The 21,247-nt window shown below is 59.8% G+C and carries 28 protein-coding genes; 7 read left to right on the forward strand and 21 right to left on the reverse strand.

Annotated elements, in window-relative coordinates:
• On the forward strand, positions 1 to 183 hold a 183-nt coding region (locus EN993_RS08810), incomplete at its 5' end, for a MucR family transcriptional regulator (RefSeq protein ID WP_206532356.1).
• Between the two features lie 406 nt (positions 184 to 589).
• Here EN993_RS08810 and EN993_RS36965 read toward each other — a convergent pair.
• Together EN993_RS36965 and EN993_RS37710 are read right to left on the reverse strand one after the other, a co-directional pair.
• The gene (locus tag EN993_RS36965) at positions 590 to 760 is read right to left on the reverse strand and encodes a hypothetical protein (RefSeq protein WP_164757583.1); all 171 of its coding nucleotides are present in this window, start codon (positions 758 to 760) and stop codon (positions 590 to 592) included.
• 183 nt (positions 761 to 943) lie between these two features.
• Positions 944 to 1,186 (reverse strand): hypothetical protein, encoded by a 243-nt coding sequence (locus EN993_RS37710; protein WP_127262953.1) that lies wholly within the window; start codon positions 1,184 to 1,186, stop codon positions 944 to 946.
• Between the two features lie 87 nt (positions 1,187 to 1,273).
• On the opposite strand from EN993_RS37710, the gene EN993_RS08820 reads away from it, so the two are divergent.
• Positions 1,274 to 1,462, forward strand: coding sequence for a hypothetical protein (locus EN993_RS08820; RefSeq protein ID WP_127262954.1), 189 nt, complete (start codon positions 1,274 to 1,276; stop codon positions 1,460 to 1,462).
• Here EN993_RS08820 and EN993_RS08825 read toward each other — a convergent pair.
• The 4 genes from EN993_RS08825 to EN993_RS08840 all read right to left on the reverse strand — a co-directional run bounded on the left by EN993_RS08825 (position 1,459) and on the right by EN993_RS08840 (position 3,967).
• Complete coding sequence (locus tag EN993_RS08825; RefSeq protein ID WP_127262955.1) at positions 1,459 to 2,178, reverse strand: SOS response-associated peptidase; 720 nt, start codon at positions 2,176 to 2,178, stop codon at positions 1,459 to 1,461. The genes EN993_RS08820 and EN993_RS08825 overlap by 4 nt on opposite strands.
• 61 nt (positions 2,179 to 2,239) lie before the next feature.
• A complete protein-coding gene (locus EN993_RS08830; RefSeq protein ID WP_127262956.1) occupies positions 2,240 to 2,455 on the reverse strand; it encodes a DUF768 domain-containing protein in 216 nt (71 codons plus the stop codon).
• Positions 2,452 to 2,673: a DUF768 domain-containing protein gene (locus EN993_RS08835; RefSeq protein WP_127262957.1), complete on the reverse strand. Its 222-nt coding sequence runs from the start codon at positions 2,671 to 2,673 to the stop codon at positions 2,452 to 2,454. The genes EN993_RS08830 and EN993_RS08835 overlap by 4 nt, the downstream gene beginning before the upstream one ends.
• 421 nt (positions 2,674 to 3,094) lie before the next feature.
• Positions 3,095 to 3,967 carry an ATP-dependent DNA ligase gene (locus EN993_RS08840; RefSeq protein ID WP_127262958.1) on the reverse strand — a complete coding sequence of 291 codons (873 nt, stop codon included), beginning with the start codon at positions 3,965 to 3,967 and terminating at the stop codon, positions 3,095 to 3,097.
• A gap of 125 nt (positions 3,968 to 4,092) precedes the next feature.
• On the opposite strand from EN993_RS08840, the gene EN993_RS08845 reads away from it, so the two are divergent.
• Together EN993_RS08845 and EN993_RS08850 are read left to right on the forward strand one after the other, a co-directional pair.
• Positions 4,093 to 4,281, forward strand: coding sequence for a DUF3606 domain-containing protein (locus EN993_RS08845; RefSeq protein WP_127262959.1), 189 nt, complete (start codon positions 4,093 to 4,095; stop codon positions 4,279 to 4,281).
• Between the two features lie 33 nt (positions 4,282 to 4,314).
• Positions 4,315 to 4,545, forward strand: a complete 231-nt coding sequence (locus EN993_RS08850; RefSeq protein ID WP_127262960.1) for a hypothetical protein — start codon at positions 4,315 to 4,317, stop codon at positions 4,543 to 4,545.
• A 473-nt stretch (positions 4,546 to 5,018) separates the two neighbouring features.
• Here the strand turns inward: EN993_RS08850 and EN993_RS08855 are convergent, their stop codons facing one another.
• From EN993_RS08855 to EN993_RS08875, 5 genes are all read right to left on the reverse strand, one after another.
• Positions 5,019 to 5,513, reverse strand: a complete 495-nt coding sequence (locus EN993_RS08855) for a hypothetical protein (protein ID WP_127262961.1) — start codon at positions 5,511 to 5,513, stop codon at positions 5,019 to 5,021.
• On the reverse strand, positions 5,510 to 6,436 hold the full coding sequence (locus EN993_RS08860) for a hypothetical protein (protein WP_127262962.1): 927 nt from the start codon (positions 6,434 to 6,436) through the stop codon (positions 5,510 to 5,512). Before EN993_RS08860 ends, EN993_RS08855 begins: the two co-directional genes overlap by 4 nt.
• Positions 6,437 to 6,514: 78 nt before the next feature.
• Positions 6,515 to 7,177: a hypothetical protein gene (locus tag EN993_RS08865; protein WP_127262984.1), complete on the reverse strand. Its 663-nt coding sequence runs from the start codon at positions 7,175 to 7,177 to the stop codon at positions 6,515 to 6,517.
• A gap of 40 nt (positions 7,178 to 7,217) precedes the next feature.
• The gene (locus EN993_RS08870) at positions 7,218 to 7,484 is read right to left on the reverse strand and encodes a hypothetical protein (protein WP_127262963.1); all 267 of its coding nucleotides are present in this window, start codon (positions 7,482 to 7,484) and stop codon (positions 7,218 to 7,220) included.
• A 290-nt stretch (positions 7,485 to 7,774) separates the two neighbouring features.
• Positions 7,775 to 8,626, reverse strand: a complete 852-nt coding sequence (locus EN993_RS08875; RefSeq protein WP_127262964.1) for a glycoside hydrolase family 108 protein — start codon at positions 8,624 to 8,626, stop codon at positions 7,775 to 7,777.
• Between the two features lie 60 nt (positions 8,627 to 8,686).
• On the opposite strand from EN993_RS08875, the gene EN993_RS08880 reads away from it, so the two are divergent.
• Entirely contained in the window at positions 8,687 to 9,436 is a 750-nt protein-coding gene (locus EN993_RS08880; RefSeq protein ID WP_127262965.1) for a methyltransferase domain-containing protein, read from the forward strand.
• A gap of 59 nt (positions 9,437 to 9,495) precedes the next feature.
• Here EN993_RS08880 and EN993_RS08885 read toward each other — a convergent pair whose 3' ends face one another.
• Positions 9,496 to 9,858, reverse strand: a complete 363-nt coding sequence (locus tag EN993_RS08885; protein WP_127262966.1) for a hypothetical protein — start codon at positions 9,856 to 9,858, stop codon at positions 9,496 to 9,498.
• Positions 9,855 to 11,015 carry a pyocin knob domain-containing protein gene (locus EN993_RS08890; RefSeq protein ID WP_127262967.1) on the reverse strand — a complete coding sequence of 387 codons (1,161 nt, stop codon included), beginning with the start codon at positions 11,013 to 11,015 and terminating at the stop codon, positions 9,855 to 9,857. Before EN993_RS08890 ends, EN993_RS08885 begins: the two co-directional genes overlap by 4 nt.
• A gap of 11 nt (positions 11,016 to 11,026) precedes the next feature.
• On the opposite strand from EN993_RS08890, the gene EN993_RS08895 reads away from it, so the two are divergent.
• Together EN993_RS08895 and EN993_RS08900 are read left to right on the forward strand one after the other, a co-directional pair.
• Positions 11,027 to 11,368 (forward strand): hypothetical protein, encoded by a 342-nt coding sequence (locus EN993_RS08895; protein WP_127262968.1) that lies wholly within the window; start codon positions 11,027 to 11,029, stop codon positions 11,366 to 11,368.
• A complete protein-coding gene (locus EN993_RS08900; protein WP_127262969.1) occupies positions 11,368 to 11,604 on the forward strand; it encodes a hypothetical protein in 237 nt (78 codons plus the stop codon). The genes EN993_RS08895 and EN993_RS08900 overlap by 1 nt, the downstream gene beginning before the upstream one ends.
• Here the strand turns inward: EN993_RS08900 and EN993_RS08905 are convergent.
• The 8 genes from EN993_RS08905 to EN993_RS08940 all read right to left on the reverse strand — a co-directional run bounded on the left by EN993_RS08905 (position 11,584) and on the right by EN993_RS08940 (position 21,242).
• On the reverse strand, positions 11,584 to 13,629 hold the full coding sequence (locus EN993_RS08905; protein ID WP_127262970.1) for a hypothetical protein: 2,046 nt from the start codon (positions 13,627 to 13,629) through the stop codon (positions 11,584 to 11,586). The two genes, EN993_RS08900 and EN993_RS08905, sit on opposite strands and share 21 nt — an antisense overlap.
• Positions 13,629 to 16,121, reverse strand: a complete 2,493-nt coding sequence (locus EN993_RS08910; RefSeq protein WP_127262971.1) for a phage tail tip lysozyme — start codon at positions 16,119 to 16,121, stop codon at positions 13,629 to 13,631. Before EN993_RS08910 ends, EN993_RS08905 begins: the two co-directional genes overlap by 1 nt.
• A gap of 3 nt (positions 16,122 to 16,124) precedes the next feature.
• Positions 16,125 to 17,138 carry a hypothetical protein gene (locus EN993_RS08915; protein WP_127262972.1) on the reverse strand — a complete coding sequence of 338 codons (1,014 nt, stop codon included), beginning with the start codon at positions 17,136 to 17,138 and terminating at the stop codon, positions 16,125 to 16,127.
• The gene (locus EN993_RS08920) at positions 17,125 to 17,541 is read right to left on the reverse strand and encodes a GNAT family protein (protein WP_348630412.1); all 417 of its coding nucleotides are present in this window, start codon (positions 17,539 to 17,541) and stop codon (positions 17,125 to 17,127) included. Before EN993_RS08920 ends, EN993_RS08915 begins: the two co-directional genes overlap by 14 nt.
• Before the next feature lie 25 nt (positions 17,542 to 17,566).
• A complete protein-coding gene (locus EN993_RS08925; RefSeq protein WP_127262973.1) occupies positions 17,567 to 19,150 on the reverse strand; it encodes a hypothetical protein in 1,584 nt (527 codons plus the stop codon).
• Complete coding sequence (locus EN993_RS08930) at positions 19,147 to 19,848, reverse strand: hypothetical protein (RefSeq protein ID WP_127262974.1); 702 nt, start codon at positions 19,846 to 19,848, stop codon at positions 19,147 to 19,149. The genes EN993_RS08925 and EN993_RS08930 overlap by 4 nt, the downstream gene beginning before the upstream one ends.
• 3 nt (positions 19,849 to 19,851) lie before the next feature.
• Entirely contained in the window at positions 19,852 to 20,628 is a 777-nt protein-coding gene (locus tag EN993_RS08935; protein ID WP_127262975.1) for a hypothetical protein, read from the reverse strand.
• 86 nt (positions 20,629 to 20,714) lie between these two features.
• Positions 20,715 to 21,242, reverse strand: a complete 528-nt coding sequence (locus tag EN993_RS08940) for a hypothetical protein (protein ID WP_127262976.1) — start codon at positions 21,240 to 21,242, stop codon at positions 20,715 to 20,717.
• Positions 21,243 to 21,247: the final 5 nt, after the last annotated feature.

Here is a 21,247-nt window from a genome sequence, read left to right on the forward strand (position 1 = left end):
GACTTCGGCCTGACACCGGACGCCTATCGCGCCAAATGGAACTTGCCGCCCGACTACCCTATGACAGCTCCGAATTACGCCGCTCAGCGCTCGCAATTGGCGAAGTCCATCGGGCTTGGTCGCAAGGCTGAACCCGTCGCACCAGCCAAGAAGGCACCTGCGAAGCGGAAAGCCAAAGCGTAGTCGGCCACCACATGACGCAACGGGAAGACTCAGCTATGTCTGGAGAGCGGCGGACCTGAAGAGGACCGTCTGGCCGGCGCCATTCGGGCAACCTCCCAGCGAGGGCGCCGGCCTTTTTCCTCCTGAAATCGTCAAGCGCGCCATTGCGGGGGCGAAGCTTGCGCGCGATGCGGCGCCGGGAAGGTTCGCGTCTGCCGCCCATTGCCGCAATGGCAATGAGTACACCTTTCGGCGGTAGCCCTTAATTCGGATGCGCGTTGGCTCTTGCATTAGAGTGAGCGCATACTTCGGATCAGCCAGCACAGCGCCTCCTCGAAAGCCAAGACTGGTCAGGCCCAGCGGCCACCGCTGCTCGTCCCCACTACGACCCAACCGCTGGGCCGCCCCGGTAAAAAATCCGCTCCCGTCAGCGCTTCACCTTCGGCGTGATCTCCTCGATCTGCGCCCTAACTCCGTCCTGGACCATCGCTTGTTCAAGCGACTCGGCCTCCGCCTGGTCCTTGGTGGTCAGGACAGTGCGCCAGTGCGGCTTGTCGAAGACGCTGACGATGTAAGTTGTGGCGGGCTTGTCGGTCATCTCTTTCCCCTTGGAAAAGGCGAAAGCCCGCGCCTCTGGCGGAGAACGCGGGCCGATCAGAGTTACCCCCGATCTTCAGCAGGCAATGGAGGGCACCGCCCGCTGCCAAGCACAAACTTTCAGACACAGCTAATGTTCCGTCAAGCCATCCGATCGAAAGTCGGTTTCCATCCGCGGTGGCGCCTACCCAGCCGTGGGCGGTCTAACCGGCCCCGTGGTGTGCCACTGGATGAACGCGACTTCCTTCCCCGTCACGTCCCGCACGGCCTTCAACAGCACCTCATGCAAGACACGCGTAGCCCGGTAGTGGTCGCAGTGTGGCGATATGAACGGCTTCACGATGCTGAGGTGCAGCGCTTCTGCTGCCACCAGAAAGCGCTCGATTTCAGCCTGCGATAATTGCTTTGACGGTTTCGACCTAGCCATTGCGACACCTTTTGAGAGTCGCCCCACCTAAGAACAAAAAAGGAACATTTTGCTTGATCGTCAAGCCCAGCCGTGGAATCTTTATGTATGAGTGACGAGCCTCTGAAGCTTCCCGAAGGCATCCCAGCAGCGACGCGTGACCGCGCCAGCGTGCTGGGCCACACATGCGAACACGAGGGTTGCGGCAAGGTCGCAGGATGGGGCTTCGCCCGGCCGCGAAAGGAATCTCACTGGTTCTGCTATGAGCACCGCGGCGACGGTGATCGCTACCTCTAGACGTCGAACAGGTCAGTCGGCCCCAAGCCGATCTCGTCAATGATGTCGGGCGTGTTGTTGCGCGGGCTACCGACCTTGGTGTCAATCGGCCACATCTTCATCAGTTCGGATGGATAGGGCTTCATGAGGTCGCGCGGATCTGGCTCCGGCCCGAGCCAGCGCATGAAATCCGATGGCGTCAGGATGACCGGCATGCGGTCGTGGATAGTCGCCATCAGATCATTTGGCTCGCACGTCACCACTGCAAAAGTCCGGATGAGTTCGCCTGTCGTCTTGTCGGCATATTCTTCCCAGATGCCAGCCAGGGCGAACGGATCGCCGGACTTCATAGCGATGGCATATGGCTGCTTTTTCTTGCCGGATGGATCGAGCTTCTGCCACTCAAAGTAGCCATCTATCGGCACAAGGCAGCGACGCGATACATAGGCCTTCCGAAACAACCCGTTGCTTGCGATGGTTTCGCAGCGAGCGTTGACTGGTGGCGGGCGCCCGCCACCGTCTCGAGCCCAGCCAGGCACTAGCCCCCATCGCGCTGAAACGAAGCCGGCTATGCTGGTGGAAAGCTCTTCGCGGATGATGATTGGATAATTCAGGCTGGGCGCACCGTTCCAGATCGGGAACCCGTTGCCCAAGCGTTCAATGTCGCCGGGGTGCGCGAACTCGAACCGCCGCACCATGTCAGGGATTGTTGATTTGACGAAAACGCGCCCACACATTTTAGCCGAAGCTCACATCCTGACGTCGGGGAGACCAAAATGGGAACGGACTGCGAACGAGTCAACCGGTTCTCTTGCGACGACGCATTGCCTCGAAGATCACTTCGAAGACGCTAGCGACCTCGCCATTGATCTCATCGGCGCGGATACCGGCCTTCTCAGCCGCAGTCATCAACTGGTCCGCTAAGTCGCTGGCGGCGATTGGATCTCCCCGCGCCACAATGGGCAGTTGCTGGGCCATCCAATTGTCGAGAAACTTCAGGCCACGAGCGCTCATTCTGGCAAGCCCGAGTTGTGATGCACGATGGCATCGAGGACAGCCTCATACACACTACCTGTGTCCTCCTCGATCTCGGTACTGCTGATGCCTACCGCCTTCGCGTCCGCGAACAGCTTCTGCGTCAACTCGGCAACCGAGATGATGTCAGCGCCTGCAGTCGCAGGAACGTTGGCTACTATCCATTTGTACAAAAAATCAGTCCCGCGTGTGCTCATCCAAACCAACCGAACGTGATACTAACCATCACCGTCGCAACGAGGATCGAGAGTGGCACAGCGACGAACAGTCCTGCTTCCAGAAGTCGAGTCTCTTTGTCATTGAACATTAGTCGGCCCTTATGGAATCTGATTGGTGAGCTAGGAAACTCGGAACGGCTGTTTCGGTTCCAGAAAACCCGCCGCTCAATCACGGCAGCGCCGGAGACTTTGCGCGATTTGCCGATTCAAAACCGAAAAGTAGGCAAACTCGCCGGGCGAGACACCCCAACTGCCCTCGAAGCCCGGCGAGCCTACTACCTGATCAGGTACGCGATCAGGACCGGGGTTCACCCAGTAACGGGTCCGGTGCAAGATCAATGCCAGCAATCCTGTGCTGAAATGGGACGTGCGGCCAACTCTGCCTCCAGGACTGAGCATGCTATTTTAGGCGCGTCGCATCCTCTTCGCGAAAATCCTGCAGCGAAGCGTGTCGCAGGTCTTCCTCACCGCGAAGGTGCTTCACTCGGCCGATCAGCCCCGGCTTGACCCACTGAGTGGCCGGCCGCTTCATGCCCTTTGGCGGCGGCCCGGCGTGCTCCTGGACACGCTTCCAAAGCCGGTCCCGGATCGCCCCGCGTGAATTGATGAAAGCCGACCCGACATAGCGACCCGTCGCACGATCCGCCATCAGGGCGAAGGCCGGCTTGCCCGCCTCACGCTCGACACCAAGCAGCTCGAATTCGTCGACCGCATAGCTCTTGATCTTCAGCCAGTTGGTCGACCGGCCGCTGCGGTATTGGCTATCGCGGCGCTTCGACACCATGCCCTCGATGCCAGCTTCGTCGATCAGACCGAAAAGCGCCTTCGCTTCGCCCGGCATGGCTTGGCTGAACTGGATATGCTCGCCGGGCTCTATGATGCCTTCCAGGATCTCGCGCCGGTCCTCCAGAGCCATGGCGCGCAGGTCATGGCCGTTGAGGTGTAAGAGATCGAAGGCGACGAAATAGAGGTCTTGCTCGCGGCGGGTGATGGCCCTTCTTAGCGCACCGAAGTCGGACAAGCCGGCTTCGTTGAGCACCACGATTTCACCGTCAATGATGGCATTCTCAACACCCAGGCGCTTCGCGGCACCGACGAGGCTGCGATATTTCGTGGTCCAGTTGAGGCCGTTGCGAGTGAAAATGCGGACGTCATGGTCGATGATGATCTGCGAGCGGTACCCGTCAAACTTGACCTCGTGAATCCATCCGTCACCCTCTGGAGGCTTCTCCACCAAGGTCGGCAACAGAGGCTCGATGAACTTCAAACGCATGCACTGCACTCACAAGCCGCGATTCAATCAGCATGCGCTAAAATAGTTCCGTAACCGGATGCCGGCTTGAAACAAAGTGCGGCGAGCGACGTTGGGCATCACCTGCCAAAGGGAGGAGAACTGACATGACCGACGACAAGAACAAGCTTGGCTATCAGGACCGCGCCCGCGTGAGCGGCGATGAGGAGTATGAAGTTGGCTATCTCGCTAGCAAGTTCGGTCTTTCAACCGACCAAGTGCGGGAACTCATCAGAAAGCATGGCAGCAGCCGCGAGACACTGGAGCTGGAAGCCAAGGCGCTCGGAAATCGCTAGGCTGACTGCGTCTCGAAAAAGGAGGCCGTTAAAATGCTCGCGGGGGATATTGCGGAACGGCGACTGAAAATGCTGGTGGAGCAGTACGTCGAAGCAAGGAAAAAGAACCACGATTTCGTGTCGACCGAGCTTGCCAGCAAAGCAATCCGCCAGCTTATTTCCCCGCCGATCGGGGCGGAGGGCCTTGATAACATGATCGCGAAATGCGCCATCCAGCATGGGCTTAGCGTTCGTTTTGACCGCCAGGAAACTCGGCCGACTTGATCTCGTGCCAAACAAAAAAGCCCGCCACCTTTCGGCAGCGGGCTTTTCCGAATTTCGTGCCGTGGTGCCGTCTCAAGCCTTACTCGGACCAGAGACGGCCACAATCTGTGCCGCGATTAGAGCCAAGCGCTCGCGCTTTGTCAGAACCGGCTTGTGGTAGGTCTTCTTCATGTGTGCTCCCTTTTGCCTCGACACTAGAAATGCATTTGTCGACGATGAGTTGTCAAGAAAGATGCTCGCCTGTGGCCCGCCTCAATGGCGGGAGAGGCGGGCCGGCCAAGGTATACGGCCCTTGACCGACAGCGAGGGGTCGCTGTCATCTCAGAAACCAGCCGGCGAATATGAGGTTCCGCTTATACGCAAAAAAGGCCCACCCGAATGGAGAACAGGCGGGCCAGGGTCTGGAGTGTGCTGGGATCAACCAGCATCGGTCAACGAGTGGCGGAGGGGTTGGTTGCGCGCCCCAGCAGGTCCTAAGTGGGGAACTTATCGCGGAGAAGGACGTGAATTCGCTTAAGGACCATCAGCAGGGACAAAACGAAATTCGCTGATAAGAGAACAACCACCGCCTCCAAAATCCGCTGAGTGAGCCCATTCACAAAAAGGAGGGCCGTCAGGACCACCACGGCGATAAGAGCGACCAGAATGGTATAGGATATGTTGGCAAAGCTCTGCCGCAGCAATCGATCGCGAACCCCTTTTTTCCCATCACCATTCCCGTCGGAGAAACTGTAGATCAGCACTAGCACGTTGAACAAAAGTCCAGAAAAAATTGCGAACACCGAAATTAGGGTACCGATGTTGGCATCGCCAATAGACAGGCAGAATGCGAAAGCGGCGGTTGCTAGCACCGCCGGCACTCCTGCCATGATAAGAAAATCTTCGGTGCTGTACTTCTGCGTGCCCTCATCCCTGAAAGTCGAGAAATGATCTTCAAGGATCATCCTGATGTCGATCTTGCTCGTCATAACTCGATGCCTCCCCGTTTTGCGAGATCATCAACTATTTTTACAAACTCCGACTTGAGACTTTCAAATGTCGGAAATCCGTTCTGTCCGATCTTTACGTCAGCCGTAAGATCATATGATGTAGACAGGTTTTCCGGTTTGGTAAGGTTGATGGTCTTCAATTCACCACCAACGCGAATTCTGGTTTTTACGACATCGAACCCATTGTCATCGAAATCGAAAACCTCCTCCAGTTTCTTCTCTCCCTTTGCGAACGCAATCAGCCCATCTCGCTTAAACATGCCCTTGTCAGAAGGCTGTATAGAATACACGAACTTACCGGGTTGCACGGTCTTGTTCCCGCCAAAGCGGTCTGCGATATCAGCGGGGATTTCATGCTTCTCCACTATAACCTCCTCGACCGACCCGACCTTCAGATATTCAGCCAGGGCGTCTGCCACGGTGAGGCTACGAATGTGCAGACGGTAGGCAGGATATAGTTTGTCGAACTGGCCTGAAATAGCGGTCTCGAAAAGACTCCTGACACCACTTAATCCCCAGGATTGTATGCAGAGGATGCCTCTCTTCTCGTTATCAGGTAGCTCCAGATGGAAATAAAATGGGTCTGGCAGCGACTCAGTTTTCTTCTTGTTGTAGGCAACCTTGCCGTTGTCAGTGTCGATTATGTCGGATGCAAAGCCGTAGTCGCCAGCTTTCAGAAAGCCAATTAATGGGCCGCTCTTCCCCCATTTTGGCTCGATACTGAAGACCTTTTGATGAAGAGGTATCTTGCTGAACGTCGTCATTTTGCTCAGGATTTTCTGGATTGCGGTCCTAAGATCGGTCCCGCCATCAAACTTCCCGAACTTCAGATTTTCGCTCGACTTAGCGTAGAGACCTCTCAGCTCCACGAGATAAGCATTCGCACGACATTTTCTTGCCATTCACCCCTCCCCGACTTTAGCTGACCTATGAAGACAGGTTGAAGCAGAAAGGTCGAGTGGGGGCTAGGTGAACGGCAACTACGTCCCAGGGGTCGGCGTCTGCTTTCTGCGCAGATCGTCAAGCTCCCGCTTCATCTCCTGGATCACGTCGCGCGTCCCGTATACCGAGCCAAAGTCCTGCCGGAGCTCATCCAGCCGACGGGAGAACTCTGTCGCCTGCTGTTCATAGGACCGGTTGCGCTCCATCCACTCCGAGCGTGCCACCGTGCCGCCTCGAAGATCGGCAATCGCCGTCTCCATCCGGTTGCGGTCCTCAATGCCGCGCTGCGCCCGCCAGTCCATTTCCTGTCTCGATACCGTGTTGGCGGCGAGGCTCTGGATTGCTTTGCTGGTCTCTGTGGTTAGGCTCTGGATGAGGCGGCTGGTTTCGAGATCCTGCGCTTTCAGATCGTTTGTCGATTCCCGGATCGGCCAATAGACCAGCCCCCCGAGGACAACCACGACAGAGACCATGACGCCGAGCGCTTGCCACTGCGGCCGGCTGCGCTCCGATATCGACGTGCCAAGGGCGGCGATCGAACTGCGCGTCTCATTTGTGAACGAGGCGAATGAATTCTCAATCTGTCGAAAACCAGAACGCATTTCGGCTTCAAGGTCGGTCTGGCGCCGGCCAAGGTTCGTGACACGCTCGCCGAGCTGCGCCTGCACTGGATCTTGATATACTCGCTGGTCTTCAGCCATGCCGTCGTCCACTTCTATGCCTCAGCCATGCGAGTTTTCGCTATTTCAGTTCGGCACGGCGTTCGGCGCTCGCCTTGGTGTGCAGATCGCATTCCGCGCGGGTGTAGAGCTTCACGGCGCAGCCCGGCGCCATCGTGCGGTCGATCTTGTTCTGGTCGGCAACCGTTTTGCCCTGTGCGCCCGGGAGGCTGTTACCGATGGCCGAGCGTAGCGGCGTTACACCTTTGACGCCCGAAGTCGTACACGCCCCCAGCGTCAATGCACTCGTCAAGAGACATGCGAGCGTCAATGCCCTTATGGACCGCATCTTGGTTGTCCTTTTCGATCTTGGCGCGGACCTCGTCGGCGCCCCAATGCTTGATGAGTTCGTAACCGCCCAGCGCGGTGGCTGAGACGGCGACGGCTATGGCGGCCCACGCAGCAAGGACGGCGACTGGCCGCGGAATGCCCACAGAGCCGGCGATGATGGTGATGAGCCAGGAAATCACCATAGGAACCACCATCCGAGGAAGACGGCGATCCCTGCGAGCGACAGGGCGCCGGCAACTCGCAGCGTCCAGTCGATGACCGGGATGAAGACGTTCTTGAGCCCCTCCATCAATTCGCCCCCGTGCCCAGCGCCGCAGCGATCTGCTTGGCCTTGCGATTGGCGTACCAGCGGTAGGCAGCACCACCGAACAGCAGCAACGCGCTCACGAGTGCCAGGATGACCACAATCTTGGTGATCCACTCGCTGGCATAGGACAGCGGAGAAAGCTGATCCTGAAGACCCTGCAGCGTGCCCGAGACACCAAGACCCGCGCCGCCGCCGCCGATTGCAGCATCGGCAGGCGCGGTAGACGGCGCGGGCGTAGCGTCCTCGACAAAGGCCTTCGCCTGCCCACCATCAATGAAGCTGGCAGCCTGCGGCACCTGACCGGTAGCCCATGCCTGACCGATCGAACGAACCTCAGCGACGCGAGCGGACCACCCACGACCGAAGGTAGCGAAGGTGCTGAGACGTCGCAGGAAGTTCATCCGCGCATCGCAGATCCGGTCAATCAGCGCGTCGTTGTTGTTGATCGCCTTGAGCGCAGCAAGTGTGCCCATGCCCATGACACCGTCGATGCGGCCGGTGTAAACGGGCCCCAGAGCTTGCTGCAGCCACATGATCGAGCGGCCAGGGCCGGAATTCACTGCGCCGTCAAAGAGTACATAGTCGACGCCAGCCGGTAGCGCATCGCCCTGCACCGCGTCCCAATACTGGTGATCATAAATCGCGTTGAGTTCGTCGGCGGTGATGCCCTTCACCGACCGGGTGGCGAGGCCCTTGCCCTTCCGATAGCCGTCATAGACGCGCTGGGTAACGCCCTTCATCGTCGGGCCGCCAGGGTCTTGGGCATGGTTCGAATAGCCGCCTTCGTGCGCGAGCACCTTGGCAAGCGATTCCTTTTCACGGGAAACAGCCATTTGATATTTTCCTTCCAGGGGATAGTGGATATAAGCCAGCTTTTTGGGAGGGAGACTTAGATGAGCAAAGACTTAAGCAAGGAGTACGGCCCCGCATTCTTTGAAGCTCGCAGCCGGGAGGTTGGTATTGCTGAAACGGTCTTGCGCCCTTTAATTGGCCTACTGCGGCCGCAATCCATTGTTGACTTTGGAACAGCTACGGGATCGTGGCTCGCCGCGTCAAAACGCCTTGGTGTGCAGCAGACAAGAGGTATCGACGGACCTTGGGTGCCCGCAAAACAGAGGCTCATCGAGCCGCACGAATTCACCGAAGCGAATTTTGAAGAAGAGTTGCCCGACCTTGGCCGATTCGATCTGGCCATATCAGCGGAAGTGCTGGAGCATATTTCCGGCCCGGCGTCTCTCAGAGCCGTCGAGTGGCTGTGCCGCAGTGCGCCGGCAGTGCTGTTTTCTGCCGCTATTCCGTTTCAGGGCGGCATGCATCACATCAACGAACAATGGCAAAGCCATTGGGCAAATGCCTTCGAAGCATACGGCTTCAAAGCCTACGACATAATCCGACCGGCAATTTGGACGGATAGGTCAATCCCGGTTTATTATCGGCAAAACCTGATCTTTTTTGCTGATGACGAGACCGCAAGAAATCATGGGCTTGTCCCGATCGCCCCTGCGTTCATTGATCGCGTTCACCCTGATGAATACTTTACAAAGATGACAAAGCTGAAGCGCCGCACCATTTCGGGGCGCATCAAATGGCTGCTAACCGGCATGCATCGGCCTGAACGGGCCAATCTCCCGCCAAAGCGTTAAACGGCCAAGACGGCAACGAACACGCCAGGCAGATCGATGATGCTGCTAGTGGTGCTGGTTTAAGAGGCAAGAATAATTGCGGGGTCGAGCCCGAGCGCGGCCACGAACGCCATGGCGTCGGGATCGTCACAATAGACGGCGGGATGGTCCGGAGCGAACCAGCGGGCAAATGCGTTCGGCTGCGCCCACAGCGCCCCTTGGGCTATGCCCATTTTATTGACATCGATAAGCCGTTGCATGACCGTAGATTTCAGCACCATCTGGCGTGCGACGGGCGGCTCGCTCCATGCGGAGCCATCCCATGTCTGCCGAGCATCAGTGGGCGCGGTAGGCACTTCTATGCCGCTTTCAGGCAGTTCAATGTCTTCGCCGTCGAAGCCGCCGAGATAGCCCCCATTGTCGTCAACGAAATAACGCGTCATGCCCATGCCCTCACAACAAGCCGCCAACTCGTCTTAACGGTGGTGGAGTAATTACCATTCGTTTTGTTAAGCAAAACGATATATTGTGCATCGCTGCCGAAACGAACATTCAGGTTCGTTGCGTCGGGGACGATAGAAACACCCATACCAAAACTTCCCGTTGCAGAGATGTGATGGTTGATAAACACTTCGTCGCCGATAGAATATCCTGCGTCAGCTGTGGTACATTGAAGCGCGACCGCGATTATCTTTGGCTTCACTCCGAGCCCATGCGCCAGTGTCAGCGCGCCACCTTGGGTGAGCGTCTGCTGTGCGCTTTCAAAAGCCTGCGTGAAGGGCAACGGCACCGACAACTGCCGATAGCGTGCGTCCTGTTCGGCTTGAGACCACTGGATTTTATACCAGGCGCCCCAAGCGCCTCCGACTTGGTGACGCCGCCAGATTTTGGTATCAGCCGCCGTTGCGGCGGTGAAATCATACACGGTCTGCGCCCTGTAACCGGCAGCACCATGCGCCTCGACGGTACCTATGTTCCAGGTGGTATTGGCCGCCGGCGCATTGGCAATCCCACTGCCCATGTACCAGCCGTTGTCAAGGGCATTGTTCCAGTCGGTAATGGTCTTCGCGACAAGCCCAAGCCTCGCAGGCAGGATCCCATCAGCAAGTGTCGTAGTGATCGGTTGGCCGGATGCCCGCTGATAGCTGACGCAAACCCAATTGCCGCCGCCCTTCGAGCGCATGACGGCGGCATCGCCGGCCGCCGCCTGGATGTTGGCTGCTCCGGGCAGGATGAGGCTGACGGCGTTATACGTCAGCAGCGGCGCAGCGACGAAGACAAGCACGCGTTCCACGCCCGAGGGGAGAACTCCAAAAGCCGTGATGGCCGCTGAACCGGTGACGTTGACGACAATGCCGGTTGCCGTGGCCAGATCAGTGGTCGCGGCCGAGGCGATGTTGGCCGAAGTCGTATTCAGCGCATCGTTACCTCCAACCAGCGTTGACGCCCCGGTTCCGCCCATCTGGAACGGGCGCGGCGTGTTCATGATCGCCAACAGATCGGCGAGGAAAGCGTTGTACTTGCCGCTTTCAATCGTCGTGTTGGGGATCGCCACCGTGTTCGGCGGCCACGACGTGACCCCGCTACCGTTCATAGGCATTGGCATTCTCCATGGAAATGGGCATATATTCCGCGATGCGATACTTGTTGATCATCTCGACGTTGCTTCTTGCCGGCTGTCAGTCAGAGCAACCGGCAAACCCTGCAATGGCTCAAAAGCTCGGCGAAACGTGCCAGGCGTACGGTTTCAAGCCGGGCTCGGATCAGTTTGCGCAGTGCATTTTCCAGCTTGATCAGAACCGCATCGCCGAAAACCGGAGGAAGCGGATTGCAATCGGCGATGCTCTGTCCGACGCTGGAGACAACATGCAGCGCAGTGCGGCCGCCAATCGCCCGATCAACTGCACCTCGACGCCGACCTATGGCGGCCAGGTCAGAACGACGTGCTACTGATGAGCGATGGCAACCCCTACCAGATCGAGCACAACTCGAAAGAACGGCGCCCCACCAATGCGATTTGGTGGGTCTTGGCCGTGATTCTCGCCGTTAATTGGATCGGCTATCTGTATTTCAATGCCGCCGATGTTTGGGCATTGGCCGTCGGCGGCGGCACAGGCTTAATCTTCGCTTTGTGGGCCATCGAGATAAGCGGCAACAAGTGGCCGTTTTCAGCGCCGGGCCGCCGCTGACGATCCGACTTGATTTGCAATCGCTGAAACGATAGCCCGCCGCGCTGCCTTGGCCGATGCGCTTTCCGCACCGGCCGCCAACGCCTGCCGCGCCATGGTCGGATCGGTCTGCATTAGTGCCTCGCCGACCTTCGAAAGAACGCTCGGCGGAAGGCCCTTCGCCTCATTCAGCGTCTTTGCCAGCGCCGCCGTGATGGTGCCCCAAGCATCGCCCTTCATCAGCCGAGCCATAACCGACGGATCGAACTGGGACATGTCGGCAGTGTCGGCCAAATTGTCGGCCGTCCTCGAGCCGCCGGTTGCCGCGTTGCGCGTTTCGAACATCGTCTTTTCGCGGCCGAGCTGGTTCCACAGTCGCGGGCCACGACCTGGTGCCGTGACGACAGGGAATTCCATCCCGGTCGCATCCGAAATGAGCGGTCGCGACTTGTCGACGCCAACTGCGGCCGACTGTGCTTGCTCGATGAGAGGATCCGCATAGCCGACGCGGAATGCCGCCTGCTCTGCGGGTGTCATAGCCTGATAGACAGCGGTCGTGTCCTGGGCGCGACCGCGCATCGCTGCTGTCTTGCCGGTGCCGACTGCCTCAATCCGCCGAGAAGCCGCGGCGAACGCGTCCCTGGCTGCTGCATACGGCGCTGAGGCATCGGCCAGCGTCTGGTCGAGCACGCGCTGAACATTGCCCAGATAATGCGCCCGGTTGCCGGCGCCCTGGTTCTCTGCCTTCGTGATCATGTCGTCGAGATCGAGCTTGGCACGAAATACAGCATTGAAATCGGTCAAGTTCGATCGGCCGTCAGTGATCATCGAGCGAACACGAGACAGCGCGCCTTCAATGCTATCATTTGCGATCTGGTTGTTCGGCCGAGCGATCGAATGAACACCAGGCTGCAGAACTTGGTCGATGGCCGTCACAGCCGGCGAAATGTCGACCGGGTTGGCCTGCTGGCGGGCCTGTCCGTAGAGCTGCGAGGCTTCGGTGTCACGTGCCCCTATGAGGGCCGCCGTTCTTTGCGTGGCGGTGTCTGGAGCGTCGAAGGCTTCAGACAGGGAATTGACCACGCGGCGGCCTTGGCCAGCCTGCCGAGCGTTGAGCGCCTCGACGACCATCTGGCGGGCTTCATTCGGATTGCGCGTGACGGTTGAAAGCAGCCTTTGGCCCGAATGCCCCATGGCATCGGCTACGGTGAACACCGGCTGATTGTCGGCATGTGCAGCGGCGAGGCTTTGCGTGATGTCGTCGACGGACGAACCTGAGCGCTTGATGCCTTCGCCCAAAGCAGCATTCGCATAGCTGTCCGGACGCAACCGAGCCATGACCGGCGAAACAATCGGCTTGAGCAGGTTGGCAGCGCCGGCAACGAGCAGCGGGGCTACGCCGCCAGTCACAGTGCCTACAGCCGAACCCAATAGACCTTTTTTGACCCGGTCCTCGATCCCTTCGCCGCTACCGAAACCGGTCAGGCCGCCGAGGATTGACCCATCTGCCGCGCCGCCTGCCGCGATGCGCAATAGGGGAGCGCCAGCTTCAGCCGCGCGAACGCCGAGCGACAGACCACTTTTCGCCATCGCAGCGCCGCCGGCAACGCCCGCCGCACCCATGCCCGCGATGTACGATTTCGGATTGTCGTCATAGGCCTGCTGCTGATCGCCGCGAATGTCCTTCAGCGCTTGGTTGTAGGTCGATCCGGTGCGACCAGGCAGCTTCTCGATGAGGGAGACAAGGCCAGCCGCGCCCTCATCCGCAAAGCCCATGCCGGCCATATCGGCGGCGCCCATGCCGGCAGAGCCGAGCTTACCGTATTGCTGAACCTCGCCGGTCTTCTGGTCATAGCCTTCGACGCCGGGCGGCGCAAAGGCAGGGACGCCTGGCGGTTGCATGGTGTCAGGATTGACACCTTTGAAATTGCGGACATCGTCGAGGCTTACGCCTTCGCTGGCGATATAGCGATCAATGTCACCCTCGGGCGCATTCTGCCCGACCATCTTGCCGACATTGCCTTTGATGCGTGCGAGATCAGCCATCAGTCGAGACCGTATTTCTTCTTCAGGTCATCAGCGCCACCGGCCGACGGGGCTTCATCCTGCACGTCGCCACGATTGTTCTTAATCGCCTCAACCATGGTGTGGATGCGAGCCAGCTTGTCGTCGATCGAGCCTTTCGCCTCGCCCACTTTCGGAATGAGGGTCGAAGACAGGTTCTCGACCTCTCCCGGCGTCGCCGTCGCACCGGACACGCTGTAGAGATACGAAGCAACGACGGTGCGGAGCGAGTTCGCAGCCTGCTGGTATTCCTGTGTCGTGGCATAGTCAGCGCCAACTGGCAGGTTCGACCAAAGCTGATTGCTCGGGTCCGACATCGCGCCGAAGGTCTGATCGATCCGCTCAACCTCGGGTTTGACCACGGTGTAGAGCTGCTGATTGCGCTGCTGCGCTTCGTTCGGCGGCTTTTTAAGCGACTTCGGATCAGTCAGCGGGATCATGCCCGGGCGCGTTTGCGTGGGCTGCGGTGGTGTTGCAGCGGGCGCCACAGGTGCGGGAGCGGCCGGCGCCGCAATCGGCGCGGCGGGAGCCGGAACACTTGCCTGCGGGCTTGACTGGGGTGTCGGAGTGATAGGCTGAGCCTGGCCGCCTGCGGCTTGGCCGAAGACGCCCTGCGGCGTCATAAAGATCAACTCGCCGTTGGGGCCGGTGATGGTCTTGCCCGCGCCAATCTGGGCGGCCTGTTCCGGGGTCAGTTTGCCATTCTGGATCAGCCAGTTGAGGGACTGGCCTTCAACCGACTTGCCGTCGAAGATATCGCCGATCGCGCTGCCGCTACCGATGCTCTTGGTCTCGCCGCTGGCCGCGTCGAACAAGGTATGATCGTCGAGCTTCTGCCACTGCTTGGGCGGGACGACCAGCGACTTGCGCGCTGCCTGAATATGCAGCTGCCGGAGCGGGTCGGCATCCTGCATCCTCTGCTGAAGCATCATACTGGCCACGGCCTTGTGCTCTGGGCTGAGCCACGGATCTGCGGCGGCCTGCATAAGCTGCTGGACGGACGGGCCGGCCTGACCGGGCTGAATGGCGTCACTGGAGCCGCCTGCCATCACAGGCAGATCGCCGCCGCCCGAAGTGGCCGGCATGCTGGTTTCGATCCAACCCTGATCGCCGGTCGCGCCAGCCATTCCAGTCGTCTGCGCGTATTGATAATTCTTGCCGTCCGATCCTTTGCGGATTTCGCCGGGCGTGCCGGGGCCTTGCGGCTTGCCGCTCTGCATGGCGTGCGCGACCTGCTGGACGCCAGGCGAAGCTGGCGCGGCCTGCTCAGGCTGCATTGCACCCGCCAAAGCTTGAACGACAGGTGACGGGGCCGCTGGTGCCTGTGCGGGCGGATTGGCCGCACTGAGGGCCTGCACGACCGCGCCCTGCCCGCTGATTGGCGTCGGGCTCATCATGGTCGACAGGACACGCTCGCCGGCTGGCGTGGTCGCAGCAGGATCGCCGGGGCCTGGATTGGGCAGCGGCGCGGCGGGATAAGTCGGACGAGCTGTGGGAGCCTGCATCTGATTGGGGAGCTGCGGCACGCCGCCGGGGGCAGCCATGGGCGCGCCTGGCTCTGTAAAGTTTTTCTCTCCGTTCGCATGCCGTTGGTTGAAATCCGCCATAACCGAAGCCATGTCGGACGGGTCATTACTGGCAACCTGGACAGGCGCATCAGCGGGCGCCGCCGCCACGCTGCCGTCGCCGGGAGCCGCACTACCGAAGCGCTTCTGATATGCCAGCGCATTGGCAAGCCGCGTCCCTTCCCCGCCCTTGTCATAGGGCGAGCCGTAGCGGATGAAGCCTTTCAGCGCCCGATTTGCCCCTTGGATATCTGTCGCCTTGGCGAACGCCGACCCGCCGGGGTCCACCACGACAGTGCCGGTCTTATCGGGAACGATGCCGGCTTCCCTAACGTAGAAATCCATCTGCGCTTCGGGATCGCTTGCGGATCGGCCCGTTGCTCGGGCGAAATTCTCCAGCGAAGTCTTGCGGCCTTCCCGCCACTGGGTAAACCCGACTGCGCCCTCGCCGGGATTGATCGCGCCGGGTCGAAATTCGCTTTCCTGTTTCCAGTTGCCGAGCGTGGCATAGGCTTGCGCATCGTTGAGCCCGCGCGCCTTCAGGCCGCTGTAGATCGACGCCGGATCAACGCCGCCGTGAATCGTCTTGCTCACATCGACCGAAGGCAAGGCGCCGTCAGGCGATGCCGCTGCACTCGGCAGAGCACCACCACCGGGAGCAGCCGGAAACGTACCGGCATTGATCAAGCCGCCGAATGCGTCGCTGGCCTGCGACTGCCCTGCAGTTTCCGCCGCATCGGCGCGCCGGTTCAGAACATTCTCAACGATGCCGTCGCCAAGCGCGTTCAGACCCTCGCCGATGTTCTGCGGGGCGCGCTGAGACGCCATTAGCGCCTGCACGATAGCCCGCTTCCTGGCGACTGACGCGGGCGTTTCGCCCTTGCTCGTATCGATGTTGAAGGAAAGCATGCGTCAAGCTCCCAGCGACAATGCTTTGCCGTAATCGACCTGGCGGTAACCGTCCGGCCGGCGCGAAACGGCATCTGGGCGCACCTTCTCGACTTCGCTGGCCATGAGGCCAAGCCGCATCGGCGCATCCTTCGCCTCGCCCTTGTAGTGGAACTTCCACAGGCCCATTTCCGGCGTGATGTCGGCGAGCCGTTCCTTGTCCTTTTTGGCGTCGTCATCGGACAGACCGATGAGCTTACCACCGAGACCGAACAAGCCGCCGATCAAGCTGTTGGACTGCGCCATCTGCTGATTGTAGTTGTTCATTTTCTGATTGTAGTTTTCGTTGATCAGCCCCGCATTGTCGGTCGTTGGGATCGTGCTGCCGTTGTACCCGGCCGCCTGTGGCGAGCTGACTTGCGAACCAGACAGCAGCGCCGTGATCTCGTTGATCGGCTGATTGCGGATTGCCTGCCCTTCCGAGAAGGCTTGGCCGTGGCCTTGAAGGATAAGCTGGTTGGTCGCATCGTTGGCGTTCTGGCCCTGCTGAGCCATGGCGCGATCATAGGCTGCCGATCCGAGCTTGATGCCCTGATTGGATAGCCGTGTTGCCAGCGCATCCTGTTGTTGCGCCAGGATGGGATCGAGCCGTTCCTTACCGAGCTGGAGCAGGCGCGCTTCGGTGGCATCATTCGAGCCGTCGAATGGCTTGGCCATATAGTCGTTGAGGAACGACGATTGGTTATTGGCCAGCGTACCGAGGTTCAGTTGCGCCTTGTCGGTCTGATCCTTGATCGCCTGCTGTGCCGGCGAAAGGGTCGTCGTCGCGGTGCGCGTCGGGATTTGATAGGTCTTCCCCGTATAGGGATCGGTGATCGACTGCGAACCGTTGTCGGTATAGGTAATCGTGCCATCCGGGCCGACCTGATTGGCGTTGTTCAGATACGAATTCGCGATAGCCGTCGAGATGTTCGTCCCGGTCGACGCCGCAGAGGTATCTTTGGGATTGGGCGGCGACGGTGCTTTAGGCTTGCCCATGGATCTTCCTCGTAAACTTGCTATTGCGCCAGTCGTCGTCGGTGAGCGTGAAAACGTAGCCGTCTTCGTCACGGCCGCGCATGCGCTTGATCAGGTATGGCGTGAAGCCGAAGGCCTTCGCGATCCGGACCATGCGCTCGTTTTTTGCCGAGACCTGCAGGACCACCATCTGGCAACCGATCTGGTCGAACGGGTATGAAAACATGATGTGGCGGACATCTGCGGTGAGCCACCGCGGCGTCTTCGAAGCGCTCGAAATCTGGATCAGTCCGGGGCCGGGTTGCCAGTCGTGAAACACCATTCCGGCGACGAGGTCGCCGCCATCCTCGATGACACCAATTGCCTTACAGTTGCCGAAACCGGCTTCGCAGCCTGGTGTCAGATCCGCGACGAACTGAGCCACGGCCTCGTTGTGGTCGAAGAGCAGCCTAAACAACGACTGCCCCAACCTCATAGGTCATGTCGATCGCCACCAACTCAGCATCTGGCGTCGGTGTCACGCCGCATGTCACTTGAACCTGAGGTGCAACAACGAAGCCGGTGAGACCGACTGAAACCCATTTCGTCGAAACGGTCTTTGTCGCACTGGCGTCCCATTTAGCAACATCCCAGAGGCCGGAGTCCCACTCGTCGAAGAGAGTATCGTCGGCAACCGATGATGGCGCTGAAGGCAGCGAGACCTGGTAGTCCTTCGAAACCGACAACTTGGCAATGAACTTGCGGGAGGCGAGAAACACCGTCCGCGCCATATGGACAATCTTGCTCCGGGCCGCCGCCTTCATATGATCGAACAACCCGACATAGGTGCAGGTATACGGCGTCCCATCATCGGAACCGCTAACCTCGCACTGCATGATCTTGCCGTCAGAGGTGCCGAAATAGGCCCAATCATCATGCAGGACGAGGCAGCGCGTATCCCAACCGGTGTAGTCAGCCCAGGCTCCGGTTTGCAGGTTGACGACAAAGCATCGTTTATCCTGCCCGACATCGGCCGGCAGCGACACAATCGCCATGCTGAACAGCGGCCATTTGAGGATTTCCCATGGCAGGTTGGCGCGGAACGCTGCCTGGAAACGCCAGTCCGGTTCGATGTTGCGGGAAACGCTGATCAGCGAAAGCGCGGCGCGATCCTTCTGGATGGCCTGCGAGATCGGGACGATGCCGTCATCCATTGCAATGAGCAGCTCGCCGCCAGCCTGCATGACGGCCCTCTTGCCACGTGGCGGCGACATGTCATAGCGACCAACCAGCGACCAGTCGGTAGGATCGGCAGGGTTTGCGCCCTCATAGACAGCAACCTCGCCCTTGTCGGAAACGAAGACGCATTTGTCATCGACGCCGTCACCGGCATCAAGCGACCATGTGCCACCGAAAAGCAGCGAGCCACCCTTCTGGAAGACGCCAGCAAGGGAGATGTCGAGCGCGGCCCCGGCAATCGTATCGACGGGTAGAAACCATGCCGTCAGGCTGTTTTTCTGGACGAAGAACTCGCGGTTTCGATAGGTCCAGACATGGGAGAGTTTGTTGGTGTTGATCGGGCCAAGCGCGGCAACCGTGGTCCATGTCACACCATCGAACTGCCGCATGCTGTCGGTGCCGTTGACGGCTGAGAGATAATCACCGCCAGCCGTCTCGAACTGCACATAGCTGAAATAGCCGCTGGTCAGGCCGGAAACGACTGGAGCCGGTGCCACATTCGGATCGGCCGGGTTGGTGACATCGAAAATCTTGGCGCCATCGGACGCGAACATGAAGCGCCCGGCCGAGGCGTCATAGGACATCATGCTGATGACGGCGGTGGCGCCGATTGTCGCCTTTTTCTTCAAGCCACCGCGCAGCCGGATACCGGTTGTGGTCGGGAACCAGTTTTCGAGGACGCGGGCGCCCTGCGGCTTCGACGCGGCGAGGTTTTCGTTCGAAATCTTGCCCCGGATCGGCGCCGGGAACGTGATCGTGCTGTGCCGCTGCTGCGATGGCGCGGCAACGGGTACACGGCGGAAACCGGCCCTCACGGCGTGATTACCCCTGGAAAGGCGAAATCGGCGTCAACAGGCTGGCGGCCTTGCCCAATGACGATGATATTCGACCCCTTGTCGGCGCCGGCAGACACCGACAGCGCATCCTCGTATGTCGCCATGTCCTCGGAATAGGCCTGCCCCTTGTTGGCCTTCCACTGCCAGATCATGCCGAGCTTCAGGACGCGCTCGTCGAGCCGGTAGACATCGTCATCGGCAGTGAAAGCCGCCTTCGGCGCTCCGGCGTTGTCTTTGATGATCAGGTTGGTGATGTAGTAAAACTGCGCCGTGGTCAGGTTGGCGACCGGCGGCTTGATCAGGATCTGCTCGCCGATCATCGTCCAGGCACCGACCAGATTGGCGAAATTCTGCACCGCCAAACCAAGCCACTGGTCGCTATCGGCATAATGGCTGTAGGGCGCATAAGGGCTGGCGGACGGCCAGATGCGTGCCTTCTTCAACATCCGCTGGTAGTCGTCGGGAAGGTCGAAGCCCTGCGAGACGCCATCGCCGGTAAGCGTGGCGAGCGTCTTCAGCTTGGTCCAGTCGCGGGTATCGAAAGCGATCCTATGCGCCATCTCGTTCGCAAGCGACTGCAATTCGACGTGCTCGCGATCGGTCGATGAAAACACGGCGGTCGGCACGGTCAAACCAATGACCGTGCTGACATCCTTGATGACGCTGAGGATCGTCATGGCTTAGACCGCAGCCAATTCCTTGGCCGCCGCGACCAAAGTGTCATGGTTCGGATTACCGCGTGGACGGCTGCCGGTTTCGCGGGCGATGTAAACCTTCAGCGCCTCATCATCCATGGCGTCGATTTCGCCTTCGGTCGGCGCAACAACCGGCTCCAGATCGTCATCCTCGTCGACGGGGCCGGGATCGTCGTCGACCGGCTCTTCGGTGGCGACAGGTTTGCCGCCCTGCATGTACTCTTCGCGCAACCGGCGCTCTTCAGCCAGCTGCTGGGTGAGCGCAGCGACTTGGGATGCAAGGTTGGTGACATCGGCGCTGCCAGATGCATTGTCGAGATAGGCCTGTGCCTGGTTCTTGAGTTCGCGGCCGCCCATGCCGAGTTGCTTCAGCGGCGTGCCGTCGAGAGAGGCCAACTGCTCCACCGTTTTGACGTTCAGCGCGATCAGTTCGCGGCGCTTGCCCTCCATCAGGAACGGGGCTTCCGATAGCGGCGTGCCCGACAGCGGCTGCGTGTTGCCGTCCTTGAAGGCCAGATATTGCTGATTGTAGAGCATGGCGTAGGTCACGACGCCGCCACCGGCTGCCATACTTTCGCGGGTCGCGTTTGGCTCCGGCTCATGCGCCGGGAATGTGGCCTTGGTTTTGGTGTTTGCGGGAAAGGTAAGGTCGCAGACTTCCATGTCGACGAAGATCGGGCGTCCGGCCTTCTTGCTGGACTGCTCGTCGGGCACGACGTGATTGCGGAAAACTGCATTGATGACGTTCGTGTTCGCATTCATGGCGAATGTTCCTGTCTGAGAGGTTGCGGGAGAGAAATCGGGGAGCCGCGAAGCTCCCCGTTGAAGGTTCGGAAATGCCGTCAGGGTTAGGTGATCTGACCCTGCAGGAACGGCCGGCTGATCTGGATCACTGCCAGACCAGCGGACGGGGTGCCCGTTGTGGTCGACACTTTCGCGTTGAGCACCTGCTCACCAGCGACCGGGGCATCGTCCACGCTGCCGGGAGTGGCCGCCAGCATGAACACATCGGCACCGACCACCATCGCATTCGGCGCCTTCACTACCGCAGCACCCGCGATCTGATACCAGCCGTACTGGCTGGCAACATTCGCAGACATGGCGACAGCAACGGAACCGTTTCCACCGGTGGCCGGGGCGATGGTCGTGGTGTTGAGGTACTGGTCGTACGTGACCAGTGACCCGACAGCCGTCGCGGCAACGCCTTTGAGGTAGATGAACTCGCCGACGCCGTAGGTCGGATCTTCCGCCCTGATGATGTCGCCGAGGAAAGGACCAGGCGCACCGCGACCCAGGACTTGGGTTGTAGCGCCCGGCAAGACGGTCGCAGCGATCGGCTGCAGGCCGAGGTGGGGAGTGTGCGGAACGTAAGCCATGTTTC

Origin of the sequence: Mesorhizobium sp. M7D.F.Ca.US.004.01.2.1 (assembly GCF_003997785.1) — a bacterium.
Lineage (GTDB): Bacteria > Pseudomonadota > Alphaproteobacteria > Rhizobiales > Rhizobiaceae > Mesorhizobium > Mesorhizobium loti.

Bases quoted from the DNA above. Each gene is read 5' to 3' on its own strand.
- EN993_RS36965 (WP_164757583.1), bottom strand. From the start codon at position 760: ATGACCGACAAGCCCGCCACAACTTACATCGTCAGCGTCTTCGACAAG.
- EN993_RS37710 (WP_127262953.1), bottom strand. From the start codon at position 1,186: ATGGCTAGGTCGAAACCGTCAAAGCAATTATCGCAGGCTGAAATCGAG.
- EN993_RS08820 (WP_127262954.1), top strand. From the start codon at position 1,274: ATGAGTGACGAGCCTCTGAAGCTTCCCGAAGGCATCCCAGCAGCGACG.
- EN993_RS08825 (WP_127262955.1), bottom strand. From the start codon at position 2,178: ATGTGTGGGCGCGTTTTCGTCAAATCAACAATCCCTGACATGGTGCGG.
- EN993_RS08830 (WP_127262956.1), bottom strand. From the start codon at position 2,455: ATGAGCGCTCGTGGCCTGAAGTTTCTCGACAATTGGATGGCCCAGCAA.
- EN993_RS08835 (WP_127262957.1), bottom strand. From the start codon at position 2,673: ATGAGCACACGCGGGACTGATTTTTTGTACAAATGGATAGTAGCCAAC.
- EN993_RS08840 (WP_127262958.1), bottom strand. From the start codon at position 3,967: ATGCGTTTGAAGTTCATCGAGCCTCTGTTGCCGACCTTGGTGGAGAAG.
- EN993_RS08845 (WP_127262959.1), top strand. From the start codon at position 4,093: ATGACCGACGACAAGAACAAGCTTGGCTATCAGGACCGCGCCCGCGTG.
- EN993_RS08850 (WP_127262960.1), top strand. From the start codon at position 4,315: ATGCTCGCGGGGGATATTGCGGAACGGCGACTGAAAATGCTGGTGGAG.
- EN993_RS08855 (WP_127262961.1), bottom strand. From the start codon at position 5,513: ATGACGAGCAAGATCGACATCAGGATGATCCTTGAAGATCATTTCTCG.
- EN993_RS08860 (WP_127262962.1), bottom strand. From the start codon at position 6,436: ATGGCAAGAAAATGTCGTGCGAATGCTTATCTCGTGGAGCTGAGAGGT.
- EN993_RS08865 (WP_127262984.1), bottom strand. From the start codon at position 7,177: ATGGCTGAAGACCAGCGAGTATATCAAGATCCAGTGCAGGCGCAGCTC.
- EN993_RS08870 (WP_127262963.1), bottom strand. From the start codon at position 7,484: ATGCGGTCCATAAGGGCATTGACGCTCGCATGTCTCTTGACGAGTGCA.
- EN993_RS08875 (WP_127262964.1), bottom strand. From the start codon at position 8,626: ATGGCTGTTTCCCGTGAAAAGGAATCGCTTGCCAAGGTGCTCGCGCAC.
- EN993_RS08880 (WP_127262965.1), top strand. From the start codon at position 8,687: ATGAGCAAAGACTTAAGCAAGGAGTACGGCCCCGCATTCTTTGAAGCT.
- EN993_RS08885 (WP_127262966.1), bottom strand. From the start codon at position 9,858: ATGACGCGTTATTTCGTTGACGACAATGGGGGCTATCTCGGCGGCTTC.
- EN993_RS08890 (WP_127262967.1), bottom strand. From the start codon at position 11,015: ATGCCTATGAACGGTAGCGGGGTCACGTCGTGGCCGCCGAACACGGTG.
- EN993_RS08895 (WP_127262968.1), top strand. From the start codon at position 11,027: ATGGAAATGGGCATATATTCCGCGATGCGATACTTGTTGATCATCTCG.
- EN993_RS08900 (WP_127262969.1), top strand. From the start codon at position 11,368: ATGAGCGATGGCAACCCCTACCAGATCGAGCACAACTCGAAAGAACGG.
- EN993_RS08905 (WP_127262970.1), bottom strand. From the start codon at position 13,629: ATGGCTGATCTCGCACGCATCAAAGGCAATGTCGGCAAGATGGTCGGG.
- EN993_RS08910 (WP_127262971.1), bottom strand. From the start codon at position 16,121: ATGCTTTCCTTCAACATCGATACGAGCAAGGGCGAAACGCCCGCGTCA.
- EN993_RS08915 (WP_127262972.1), bottom strand. From the start codon at position 17,138: ATGGGCAAGCCTAAAGCACCGTCGCCGCCCAATCCCAAAGATACCTCT.
- EN993_RS08930 (WP_127262974.1), bottom strand. From the start codon at position 19,848: ATGACGATCCTCAGCGTCATCAAGGATGTCAGCACGGTCATTGGTTTG.
- EN993_RS08935 (WP_127262975.1), bottom strand. From the start codon at position 20,628: ATGAATGCGAACACGAACGTCATCAATGCAGTTTTCCGCAATCACGTC.
- EN993_RS08940 (WP_127262976.1), bottom strand. From the start codon at position 21,242: ATGGCTTACGTTCCGCACACTCCCCACCTCGGCCTGCAGCCGATCGCT.